Origin of the sequence: Micromonospora parastrephiae (assembly GCF_016802865.1) — a bacterium.
GTDB classification, from domain to species: domain Bacteria; phylum Actinomycetota; class Actinomycetes; order Mycobacteriales; family Micromonosporaceae; genus Micromonospora; species Micromonospora parastrephiae.
In genome coordinates, this window is the sequence record NZ_JAEVHM010000184.1 from 1 (window position 1) to 11,189 (window position 11,189).

The following is an 11,189-nucleotide window of genomic DNA, read 5'->3' on the forward strand; positions in this document are numbered from 1 at the left end:
CCCTGGACCTGGCCCGGCGGCGCGTTCCGGCCGACCGCCGGCGGCGGGGCGGTGGCCCGCGCGCTGCGCCGGCACGAGCCGGAGCTCCTGCTCTACTTTTCCGCACCGCCCGGTTCGGAGTACCAGGTCACCATGTGGCTGCCGTATCTGGAACGGATCGCCGGCCGTTCGTGGTGGTGCTGCGGGAGCCGGAGTTCCTGGCGCCGATCGCCGCGGCCACCGACGCGCCGGTCGTCTACTGCCCCACCCTGCGGGCGATGGACGAGGCGTTGGTGCCCAGCCTGCGGGCGGCGTTCTACGTCAACCACGGTGCGAAGAACAGCCACTGCATCCGGTTCACCCAACTGACCCACGTGCAGTTGCACCACGGCGACAGCGACAAGGCGCCGAGCGCCAACCCGGTGTCCGGGATCTTCGACCGGATCTTCGTGGCCGGTCCGGCGGCGATCGAGCGGTACGCACGCGCCGGGGTGCGGATCCCGGCGGAGAAGTTCGTGGTGGTCGGCCGGCCGCAGGTCGAAGCGATCGAGGTACGCCGCGAACCGGTACGCGGGCTCGCCCACCCGACGGTGCTCTACACCCCGACCTGGACCGGGCACCACGCCGACGCCGACTACTGCTCCCTGCCGGTGGCCGAGAAGCTGCTGCGTCGGCTGCTGGACCGCGGCGCGACGGTCATCCTGCGGGCGCACCCGTACACGGCGCAGAATCCGGCCTCGGCCCGGCAGCTCGGCCGGTTGACCGAGCTGCTGGTCGCCGATCGGGCCCGCACCGGGCGACAGCACATCGTCGGCGCGGCGGCCCGCGAGCTGAGCCTGACCGAGTGCGTCAACCGCTCGGACGCGCTGGTCTCCGACGTGTCCGGGGTGATCTCGGACTACCTCTACTCCGGCAAGCCGTACGCGGTGACCGACATGGGCGACGAGGGTGCCCGGTTCACGCGACGTTTCCCGTTGGCCGGGGCCGGTTACGTGCTGCGGCGGGACATGTCGAACACCGACGAGGTGTTGACCGCCCTGCTGGACACCGATCCGGCGGCCGAGGCGCGCTGGGCCACCCGCCGCCACTACCTGGGCGACTTCCCGGCCGAGACGTACGCGGAGGCGTTCCTGACCGCCGCGCGCCGGGAGCTGGCCGCGGAGCGGACCCTCGCCACCCCGGCCGGCGTGTAGCGGTTCAGCGGTACGCGTCGAGCAGGGCCAGCACGGCCGCCGGGTCCTCCACGTGCGCGTTGTGCCCGAGCCCCGGCAGCGTGGCGACCGGTACGCCGTACTCCTTGAGCTGCGCGTCGGTGACCATCGGGTCGTGCTCGCCGCGGGCCAGCACCACCGGCACGTCGGTCGCGGCCAGCAGCGCGGCAAGGTCGGGCTCGCCGACGGCGAACGCGGTCGGATCCATGGCGAGGCGCCACCGGCCGTCGACCTGGCGTAGCCCGGCGTCCACGACCGGGTGGTCCGGCGGGAGCAGGCCGGCCAGCCCGGAGACCCGCAGGTAGCGGCGGGCCGCCTCGGTGCGGCTGGCGAACCAGCTGACCGGGCGGGCGGCGAGGTCGGCGGCGCGGCTCAACTCGGCGGGTGACCAGACCGCCTTGATGCCCAACCCGACCACCGCGTCCACCGGCAGCCCGGCGTCGCGGGCGGCCAACGCGAGACCGACCACCCCGCCCAGCGAGTGCCCGAGCACGACGAGCCGGTCGGCGGGCGCCAGGCCCTGGGCGATCCGGTCGGCGAGGCCGGCAAAGGAGTACGACGGCAGCGGCGTCGACCAGCCGTGGCCGGCGAGGTCCGGAGCCAGCCACCGTCCGGGCCAGTGCTGCTCCAGCAACGGCGCCCAGGGCAGCCACACGTCGCCGGTCGCCCCCATCCCGTGCAGCAGCAGCAGGACCGGCCCACGCCCGTCGCGACCACCCGATTCATCCACCACGGCCGCAGTCTCCCACGGTTCGCGGCCGGGTACGAGCGTCGTCGACGTGCCCGTGCCATACGGCTGCGTCGGCCACCGAGCCGGATACGAAGACGCCGCGGGTGGCGATCCAGTTGGCCAGGTCGATCGTGGTGATCCAGTACGACGGGTCGGCCGCGTTCGCCGAGTCGGCGATCCGCACGGTCCGACCGTTGTCCTTGTAGCCCACGACGGCGATGTAGTGCCCACCGCCGTAGGAGTGCCAGCCGCCGTCGGTGTCGGTGGCGTCGCCGGCCACGTTGGCCACCACGCCACGGCCGTCGGTGATCGCCGCGACGACGTCGGCCTGGAGCCGGTCCATCTGGGCCGGGCTGGGCGAGCCGGCGAACATCCGGGTCCGGTACGGGGAACCCTTCACCTCGGCGTTGAGCACCCGGGTGGTGTCCTCGGCCGAGTTGGTGCCCATCTCGGTGGTGCCCAGCTCGGCGGCGAGCTCGTCCTGGGTGCGGTCGACGCCGCTGGCGCTGAGCGCGTTGCGGGTGGCCGCTGGACCACAGTTGTAGTACGTGTTCTGCGCCTCGTAGTCGTAGTCGAGCACCTTCGTCGCGGGCGGCTTCGGCGGCGTCGGCCTGCGGGTGAGGTCCGGGTTGCTGCTGGCCTTCGCGGCGGGCGACGCGGCGCTGGTGGCCGGTGCGGCGCTGCTCGACGCGGCGCTGGCCGAGGGGGACGCGTCGCGCGCCTGACCGCGGGAGGCGGCGAGGTCGCTGCGCATCTCGGCGACCGTCGTCGCGGTGTGCTGGCTGGCCGGAGCGCCGTCGGCGTCGGCGAGCAGGACACCGGTGGTGGTCGCGATCGCGAGGGCCGCGGCGGAGGCGGCGGCGATCTGGTACGGGCGCTCGCCGGTGAGACGGCGGAGCTGACGCTTCAGGGTGTGCTTCACGGGGTCCTCCACGGATCGGGGGGCGAGCGGCACACCGGGGCCGAGCCGGTATCCGGGCAGGCGCCAGCGCGCGGACCGTGGTCCGCGGATGGTGAACCGCTCAGGGGAACGCCCGGCGCGGCCGGGCGGGAAGGGCGGTGACCCGGCGGGTCAGCTCACCGAACGGATGAGCGGGGGCACCGCGGCGCCGTGGAGGCGGAGGAACAACCGAGGGGTGGAAAGGTGCTGCACGAGGATGGAACTCCTTCCGACACCGCCTACCGGGTTAGCTGACGGATTCGGGCGGGAAGATCGCCCTACCGCGGGCCGTGGCTCGCGGATTCACCCCGGACTTTCTGATGGGTCCCCGGTTCGTTGATCACGATTGAGCGGGTCGGCGCGGCGTCGCCTCTTGCGATCGGTAACCGCACCGGACGGGACGACACTACTGGCCGGTTCGCGCCCTGCCAAGCCGAGTCCACCTGCGTAAACATCATTCGGGACGACAATTTCTGCGCGTATTGCCGATGACGTGACTCGATGGGACAACCGGTGACGGCGACGCCTGCGGTCGACAATCGGACGCCTCGGCCACAACGTCGCCGGAATTGCGCGAACAATCGGACCGATCGCACCGCACGCCCGATTTCCCGCGCCGGTGACCGGGCTCACATCACAGATCGGGCTCAACCACGGGCTGCGCTCAACTGACGCGGGCCGGACGCCAGCGTGCCACCACGGCCGGACGGAACACCCCGGTCGCCGCCTGGCGGGCCGGCGCCGGGACCGGCCACAGTCGGGCCGCGGCCGCGTACGCCTCCTCGGCGAGGGTGCGGGCCGACTCGGCGGCCAGCTCCGCGTCCCGCCACGCCGACCGTTCCCGCTCGGCGGCGGCCCGGTAGTCGGCGAGCCTCGCATCCCTGATCGCCCGGGCGATCAGCACCTCCTGCTCGACCGGGTGCCGGCGGGGATCCCAACCGCGCCGGTGCCCGAACACGTCACCGAGTTGCCCCATGGTCAGCTCCCCACGCCAGTACGCCGCCATCGCGGCACGGTGCAGGTACCGCTCCCGGGCGGCGTACTCGGCGGGGGTGTGCGGGGTACGCGGGGTGGGCAGCGCCCCGGCGCCGGCGAACCGACGGGCCGCGGTGTCCGCCTCGTCGTACCCGGCCCAGGCTCGCTCCACCCGCTCCTGATCGATCAACCAGTCAGCGCGTCGCCGTCGGGCGGTCTGCTCCGCGCGGGCGGCGGCGACGGCCACCTCCTCGGCGTACCGGCGCAGGTCGGCGGCCTCGGCCGCCGCCAACTCCCGGGCGGTGGGCGCGGTGGGGACCGGCTCACCCGTCGGCCCGTCCCGCTCGGGGCGGGCAACCAGGACGGCGAGCACGGTCAACGCCAGCAGGAACAGGACCGACCAGATGGCGGCGGCCTGGGGCACCTCGGTCAGGAACTGGTAGAAGACGACGGTCTCCATGGTCGACACCTCGGAACGAAAGCGATGCGATGGTGAGCCGCACGGAGCCGACCGGGTCGTGGCGTGGCCAAGCGTCGGTGGGTGCGGGACTTGTGGATCGACAGGGCGCGGCGGCGGGACGGTCGTCCCGATGGCTCAGCGGCCGGGCGGAGCCCGGGTTGCCCGGCCGGCCGGGCCTTCGGCGTGGGGCACCCGGTCGGACCCGGCCGCGCGCATCGGAGTAGCACCGGGGTCGGCGGAGAAGCTCCGAGGGGCCGGTCGTGCTGGCTGCGGGTCGGCCGACCGTGCCGAGGTGTACCGGTCAGCGGCATCGTCGGCGGCGACCGACGGCCGCGCGCCCGACAGCGGCCACCGTGCCCGGCCGGCCGGACGGCGTGATGGGCCCGGCGGTGAACGCCGAAGCCGCGCTGCCCGCTGCCGGGGGGCCGGCGGCGGCGGGCGACGCACCCGCGCCCAACGCGAGGGCGGCGACGACGGCGAGGCTGGTCAGCACACGTGTCGCCCAGCGCGCCACCCACCACAGGGGACAGGTGAGCGCGACCGGGAGCACGACTCCACGCTACCGCCGTCCCCGGCCGGACGCACCGACCCTGGGCGTGTCGGCGCACGCCGCGCCGACCAGGGTGGACGATCAGCGCGAGTCGGCGTACGTCGATCGGCCCTCGGCCCGGTCGGCTCCGCCAACCCACCTGTTTCCGGCCTGCTCGCTGGATTCGTCGGCGCTGGTGGCGCCGGCCGTCCGTGGACGTGGGACGACCGACGGGTGTGCCCGGCGGCGCGGGGCGAGCCGGCGCATCATCGGGGTCTCGACGAAACGGTGCAGCAGCCCGGCGAGGACCAGGTTGGCCAACAGGAAGCCGAGCACCGCCGCCGGCCCGCGCCAGCCGCCGAAACCGGTCCCCCAGTCCCCGGTCAACCGCAGCACGCTCGTCATCACCAGCACGTGCACGAGGTAGAACGCGAACGAGACCTCACCGAGCCAGACCAGCGGCCGGGAACGCCACGGCGAACGCCGACCCCGCACGTCCGCGTCCGCCGCGGCGGTGATCACCAACAGGTACGCCACGGCGAGCAGGGTGGTCCACAGTTCGGCGCGGATCCACTGCGCGGCGACCACCCAGGTGGCCACGAAGATCGCGCTCGCGGCGGTCAGCCCCGGACCGCGCCAGAGGCCCCGGCGCATCAGCTCGGCCGCCACCGCGCCCAACCAGAACTCCAGTGACCGCACCGGCGGGAAGATCTGGGTGAACCACCAGCGGCTGGCCTCCGGCACCAACTGCTGGGCCGGCCAGAGCGCGAGGATCAGCAACGGCAGCGCGACGATCAGCGTCCACAGCAGCGCGGGCCGCGAACGGCGCAGCAGCGGCAGCGCCAACGGCAGGCACAGGTAGAAGAAGAACTCGCAGGACAGCGACCAGCTCACCGTGTTGACGCTGTAGAACCAGCCCGGCCGGGGATCCCACGCCTGCACCAGCAGAAGGTTCTCCAGCGCGACGGCCGGCAGGACCGGGTCGGCGAACCACCAGGCGACCAGCAGCGCCGCCACCCACAGCACCAGGTGGTTCGGGTAGATCTTGGCGACCCGCCGTCGCCAGAACGTCCGCCGCCGGTCGCCGGGGCGGGCCGACCACACCAGCACGAAGCCACTGAGAATGAAGAAGAACTGCACCCCGGACAGGCCGAGGGTGAACAGCGCGTCGACCACGGCCTTGTAGTCCGGCTCGGCGATGATCCGCATGGTGCCGGCGTGGAAGCCGAAGACCAGCAACGCGGCGATCCAGCGCAGCCCGGTCAGTGAGGGCAGCCGGGAGGCGGGTCCGGGCCGGGCCGCCGGGGCGTCGGCGGTGCTCGTCATGCCGGTCTCCTGACGCTCCGCAGGGTCACCAGCACGTACGTCTCCTCCTCGGCGCGGCGTCGGACGGCGCGACGGCGACGCCCGCGACGACCCGGCAGGGGCCGCACCGAGGCACCCTACCGGGTCACTCCCGGGTGAACCGGACGGCCGTCGTTAACCTTCCGCTCGGCGGGAGTTCAGGGACTCCACCTTCGTCGGCCACGTCAGGTTCCGGGGCCGGCCACCCGGATCGTCGAAGGTGGCGGCGTGGTCAATGAGCCGACGTCCGCACCGCTGCTGAGCATCGTCGTGCCCGTGTACGGCGTCGAGGCGTACCTGTACCAGTGCCTCGAGTCGATCCGCGCGGACATCCCCGCCGGCGAGTCGGACGCGGTCGAGCTGATCGCCGTCGACGACGCCTCACCGGACGGCTGCGGCGCGATGCTGCGCTCGTACGCCGGCCGCGACGGGGTCCGGGTCGTGCACCTGAGCAGCAACGTGGGTCTGGGGCTGGCCCGCAACGCCGGCCTCGACGTGGCCAACGGCCGGTACGTCTGGTTCGTCGACAGCGACGACTGGCTGCCCCCGGGCACCATCGCGGCGGTGCTGGACCGGCTGCGCGAGCACCAGCCCGACGTGCTGATGCTCGACCACCTGCGGGTGCACGAGGACGGCCGGCGCGAGGTCGACGCGAGCAGTCACCTGCTGCGCGGGGTGCCGGGTGTGGCCCGTCTGGCCGACCAGCCGCAGCTGCTGCGGGTGCAGCACACCGCGTGGAACAAGGTGGTCCGCCGGGCCTTCCTCGACGAGTTGGAGCTGCGGTTCTTCCCCGGCTGGTACGAGGACATCCCGTTCAGCCACCCACTGCTCATCGGCGCGGAGAAGATCTCCGTGCTGGACCGGGTCTGCTACCTGTACCGGCAGGGCCGCCAGGGTGCGATCACCTCCACCCGCAGTGGCCGGCACTTCGACGCGTTCGGCCAGTACGAGCGGCTGATGGACTGGGTCGCCCGGAAACACCCGGACGAGCGGTTGCAGGCCGAGCTGTTCCAGCTGATGATCAGCCACTATCTGGTGGTGGTCGGCAACGACGACCGTCTGCACCCGCACCTGCGGCGGGCGTTCTTCCACCGGGTCGCCGAGCACTACCGCCGCTACCTGCCCGCCGGTGGCTACCCGATGCCCCCCGGCGTGACCGGACTCAAGCACCGGCTGGTCGGGCGGGGTGACTGGCTGGCGTACTCGGCGCTGCGCCAGGCGCACCGGGTCGCCGGCCGGCTGCGCCGCCCGGCGGGAGGTGCGGACGGTGGCGCCGGGTCGGCCGCCGCGGACGAGGACCCGAACCGAGGGCAGGCCGCGACGACGCCGGACGCAGAGCCCGCGGTGGCGGCGGACCGGTCCGGCGCGCTGGCCGGAGGCCGCCTGCCGTGACCGCCGGCGTCGCACACCACGCCGGGCGCCGGGTCGGCTCCCGGCGCCCTGGTTTCCAGGTCGTCCACCCGTCGGGGGGACGACGACAGCACCACCGCACCCCGGTGCGGACGTACCTGAGCAGAGGTCGGAATGACGGCGACAATCAAGATCGGACCGCACGCGGTCGGTGCCGGGGAGCGACCCTTCGTGGTCGCCGAGATGTCCGGCAACCACAACGGCGACCTGGGGCGGGCGCTGGCCATCGTCGACGCGGTCGCCGAGAGCGGGGCGCACGCGCTCAAGCTCCAGACGTACCGGCCGGACACGATCACGATCGACGTCGACACCCCCGCGTTCCGCATCTCCAGCGGGCACGAGCTGTGGGGTGGGGAGAACCTGTACCGCCTCTACGAGCGGGCGCACACCCCGTACGAGTGGCACGCCCCGATCTTCGAGCGGGCTCGCGAGCGCGGCCTGACCGTCTTCTCGTCACCGTTCGACGCGACGGCCGTGGAACTGCTGGAGTCGCTCGACGCGCCGGCGTACAAGATCGCCTCGTCGGAGCTGGTCGACCTGCCGCTGATCCGGTTGGTCGCCAGCACGGGCAAACCCATGGTGATCTCCACCGGGATGGCGACGGTCGCCGAGATCGACGCCGCGGTGCGGACCGCCCGCGACGGCGGCGCGGCGGGCATCGTGCTGCTGGCCTGCACCGCGTCCTACCCGGCGCCGCCCGCCGACAGCAACCTGCGCCGGCTGCCGGTGCTGGCCGGCGCCTTCGACGTGCCGGTCGGCCTCTCCGACCACACGCCCGGCATCGGAGTGGCGGTCGCCTCGGTGGCGCTGGGCGCCTGTTTCATCGAGAAGCACGTGACGCTGGACCGCGCCGACGGCGGTGTGGACTCGGACTTCTCGCTGAACCCGGCGGAGCTGTCGGCGCTGGTCGCCGAGTCGGGCCGGGCGTACGCCGCACTGGGCGGCACGGCGATCGGCCCGACCCCGGCCGAACGGGAGGGGCTGCGGTTCCGTCGTTCGCTGTTCGTGGTCGAGGACGTGCGGGCCGGTGACCCGGTGACCGCGCAGAACGTCCGGTCGATCCGACCGGCCGGCGGACTGGCCCCGGTGGAGATCGATCGGGTGCTGGGCCGCACCTTCACCACCGACGTCCCACGCGGCACCCCCCTGACCTGGACCCTGATCTGATCAACGGCGCTGGCTCGCCCAGACCGCTCCGTCGATCATGGACTTGTGGTGGCCGCTCTAGTCAGCTTTGCCCCTTTTGTCGGTCACCACAACTCCATGATCGACGGAACTGGGGTTGGGGGCGAAGCCGACGGTGATTACCAGGTCGGCCGTGCGCAGCGTGCGCCAGAGCGCCGGCCCGTCCGACGGAGTGCCCAGGCCGTGCCGGCGCCACCACGTCGCGATCGGCACGTCGGCCAGCTTGCAGCAGCACTCGGCCCGGGTCCACCGGGCCCAGAAGTCACCCGCGCCGAACCGGCGGGCCAACGCCGGGGGCACCGGGGCGTCGGCCCGCTCCGCGTCGATCGCCACCCGCCAGCCGGGCGCCGGTGGGCCGTACCAGCCGACGCACCGTCCGTCGTCGAGGTGACTGCGGGTCACCGCGTCGGCCAGCGCGGCCGGTGTTCCGATGCGCAGGTGCCGCTCGGCGGCGGCGAGCAGCCCCGGTACCGGGCGCGGCACGGCGGCGGCGACCCGCGGCGCTGGTGGGGCGGGGAACGAGACCGGCCGCAGGTCAGATGGAGGCGGCACCGTCCACCACGATGACCTGGCCGTTGATGTTGGTGTGCTCGCGCAGCAGCATCCGCACCACCGGTACGACCTCCACCGGCTCGGTGAGGTGACCGCTCGGGGTGCGACGCACGATCTGGTCGAGCTGGGTCGGGCCGAGCACCGCCGACATCTCGGAGGCGAAGAAGCCGGGCGCGACCGAGTTGACCAGCATCCGGCCGCCCAGCTCACGGGCGAGCGAGCGGGTGGCGGCGTCCATGCCGCCCTTGGTGGCCGAGTACGCGACCAGACCCGGGAAACCGCGCTGCGCGCAGATCGAGGTGATGTTGACGATCCGCCCGCGCAGCCCCTTGCCGAGCATCCGGCGGACCACCAGCCGGGTCAGTTGCAGCGGCGCGGTCAGGTTGGTCTCGATGATCCGGGCGATGTCGTCGGTGGTGGTGTGCACGTGCAGGGAGTCCTGCCCGACGGCGGCGTTGTTGACGATGCCGTCGATCGGGCCGAGGCGCTGCTCCACCTCGCGGACGAAGCCCTGCGCGGCACGCAGGTCGGTGACGTCCACGGAGCCGACGTGCACCCGGTCGGGGTGTTCGGCGGCGAGCTTCTCCAACTCCGGGGTGACGGTACGGGCGAAGGCGGCAACCCGTACGCCCGCGTCGAGCAGGTCGGTGACGATGGCCAGGCCCAGCCCCCGCGAGCCTCCGGAGACGAGGACGACGGAGCTGGGGGGGACGAGCTGGGTGTCGGCGGGGTCAGACATCGCTCTTCAGGGTCTCCTTGACGGGGATCTCGGTCAGCACACGGATCCGCCGTGGGACCGCGTGTTCGGGCAGCCGGTCGGCGCACCAGCGCATCAGCGCGGCCTCGTCCGGCACACCGCCGGGGTCGGCGGGGGTGAGCACCACCTCGGCGACCACCATCCGCCCGAGCACCGGGGCGCGGCGGCCGGTGACCCGGGCCCAGGCCACCGCGGGATGCCCGGTCAGCACGCCGCGCACCACACCGGCGGAGACCTTGCTGCCACCGACGTTGATCTCGTCGGAGTCCAGGCGCCCGGTGATCAGCACCCGGTCGTCGACCACCTGCACCCGGTCCCCGGTGCGGACCGGGCCGGCCAGTCCGGCGCCGTGGTAGGGGGAGGTGACCACCAGCTCGTCGTCGCGCACGGAGAGCGTCGGCCGTCCGGCGGTTTCCCGGTCCAGCCAGTCGACCGGGAAGCCGGCCCGCCCGTCGTGCACCACAACGGACGCCCCGACCTCCGACGATGCGTAGATCCAGGAGATCCGGGCAGTCGGGAAGACCTTCCGCAGCTGGTCGAGGATCGCCTGGTCCACCGGCTCTCCGCCGAGGGTGATCTGGCGCAGTGGGACCCGGGCCAGCGCGGCGGCGTCCCGGTAGAGGGTGCGGCGCCAGAACGTGGGTGTGCCGGAGGCGGCGTCCACGCCGTGCGCGGCGGCGACCGCCGGCCAGTCGTCCAGCTCGTCGGGCTCGACCACGACCAGGTGCTGCCCGGGCTGGGTCAACGACAGGGTGACCACCTGCCACCAGGCGTACGTGCCGGGGGCGTAGGGGCAGAGCCAGGTCCGCTCGGGCTGGTCGGCCCGCACCGTGGTCAGCGTGTCGAGGGTGTGACCGACCCGCTTGGGACGCCCGGTCGAGCCGGACGTCAGCAGCCAGAGCCGGCCGGCGTCGGCGGCGCGCGGTCGGTCCGGCGCGCTCGGGTGCGTGCCGTCGTCGTCGAGGACGGTGACCCAGAAGCCGGCCCTCCGACAGGTCGGCGCGCATCGACGCGTCCACCCGGCCTCGCGGTGCTGAGCAGCAGCTCGGTGCCGTGTACGGCGTGCTGCCGCGCGGCGGCGAGCGCGTGCGCGGCGGAGTGCGCCAGCACCGCTGCG

The 11,189-nt window shown here is 73.5% G+C and carries 10 protein-coding genes, 1 pseudogene and 1 riboswitch; of the genes and pseudogenes, 3 read left to right on the plus strand and 8 right to left on the minus strand.

What is annotated here, in order from left to right; translation table 11 throughout:
* A pseudogene (locus JNW91_RS25700) lies at window positions 1–1,172 on the plus strand (CDP-glycerol glycerophosphotransferase family protein); the annotation flags it as partial.
* 4 nt (window positions 1,173–1,176) lie between these two features.
* Here the strand turns inward: JNW91_RS25700 and JNW91_RS25705 are convergent.
* From JNW91_RS25705 to JNW91_RS25725, 5 genes are all read right to left on the minus strand, one after another.
* Window positions 1,177–1,923 (minus strand): alpha/beta fold hydrolase, encoded by a 747-nt coding sequence (locus tag JNW91_RS25705; protein WP_203177949.1) that lies wholly within the window; start codon window positions 1,921–1,923, stop codon window positions 1,177–1,179.
* A complete protein-coding gene (locus tag JNW91_RS25710) occupies window positions 1,913–2,854 on the minus strand; it encodes a C39 family peptidase (RefSeq protein WP_309244485.1) in 942 nt (313 codons plus the stop codon). The genes JNW91_RS25705 and JNW91_RS25710 overlap by 11 nt, the downstream gene beginning before the upstream one ends.
* A 227-nt stretch (window positions 2,855–3,081) precedes the next feature.
* Window positions 3,082–3,223: riboswitch (cyclic di-AMP (ydaO/yuaA leader) on the minus strand.
* 301 nt (window positions 3,224–3,524) lie between these two features.
* Window positions 3,525–4,295, minus strand: a complete 771-nt coding sequence (locus JNW91_RS25715; RefSeq protein WP_203177950.1) for a hypothetical protein — start codon at window positions 4,293–4,295, stop codon at window positions 3,525–3,527.
* 301 nt (window positions 4,296–4,596) lie between these two features.
* Window positions 4,597–4,845, minus strand: a complete 249-nt coding sequence (locus tag JNW91_RS25720) for a hypothetical protein (protein ID WP_203177951.1) — start codon at window positions 4,843–4,845, stop codon at window positions 4,597–4,599.
* Window positions 4,846–4,926: 81 nt separating this feature from the next.
* Entirely contained in the window at window positions 4,927–6,150 is a 1,224-nt protein-coding gene (locus tag JNW91_RS25725; RefSeq protein ID WP_203177952.1) for an acyltransferase family protein, read from the minus strand.
* Between the two features lie 246 nt (window positions 6,151–6,396).
* On the opposite strand from JNW91_RS25725, the gene JNW91_RS25730 reads away from it, so the two are divergent.
* On the plus strand, window positions 6,397–7,560 hold the full coding sequence (locus JNW91_RS25730; RefSeq protein ID WP_203177953.1) for a glycosyltransferase family 2 protein: 1,164 nt from the start codon (window positions 6,397–6,399) through the stop codon (window positions 7,558–7,560).
* Between the two features lie 132 nt (window positions 7,561–7,692).
* Entirely contained in the window at window positions 7,693–8,745 is a 1,053-nt protein-coding gene (gene pseI / locus JNW91_RS25735; protein WP_203177954.1) for a pseudaminic acid synthase, read from the plus strand.
* Between the two features lie 57 nt (window positions 8,746–8,802).
* Here pseI and JNW91_RS25740 read toward each other — a convergent pair whose 3' ends face one another.
* The 3 genes from JNW91_RS25740 to JNW91_RS25750 all read right to left on the minus strand — a co-directional run.
* Entirely contained in the window at window positions 8,803–9,315 is a 513-nt protein-coding gene (locus JNW91_RS25740; RefSeq protein WP_309244486.1) for a hypothetical protein, read from the minus strand.
* Complete coding sequence (locus JNW91_RS25745; protein ID WP_203177955.1) at window positions 9,299–10,054, minus strand: SDR family NAD(P)-dependent oxidoreductase; 756 nt, start codon at window positions 10,052–10,054, stop codon at window positions 9,299–9,301. Before JNW91_RS25745 ends, JNW91_RS25740 begins: the two co-directional genes overlap by 17 nt.
* A partial coding sequence (locus JNW91_RS25750; protein ID WP_238425697.1) for an AMP-binding protein occupies window positions 10,047–11,189 on the minus strand: 1,143 nt, incomplete at its 5' end. The genes JNW91_RS25745 and JNW91_RS25750, both read right to left, overlap by 8 nt.

Bases quoted from the DNA above. Each gene is read 5' to 3' on its own strand.
- JNW91_RS25715 (WP_203177950.1), bottom strand. From the start codon at position 4,295: ATGGAGACCGTCGTCTTCTACCAGTTCCTGACCGAGGTGCCCCAGGCC.
- pseI (WP_203177954.1), top strand. From the start codon at position 7,693: ATGACGGCGACAATCAAGATCGGACCGCACGCGGTCGGTGCCGGGGAG.
- JNW91_RS25745 (WP_203177955.1), bottom strand. From the start codon at position 10,054: ATGTCTGACCCCGCCGACACCCAGCTCGTCCCCCCCAGCTCCGTCGTC.
- JNW91_RS25725 (WP_203177952.1), bottom strand. From the start codon at position 6,150: ATGACGAGCACCGCCGACGCCCCGGCGGCCCGGCCCGGACCCGCCTCC.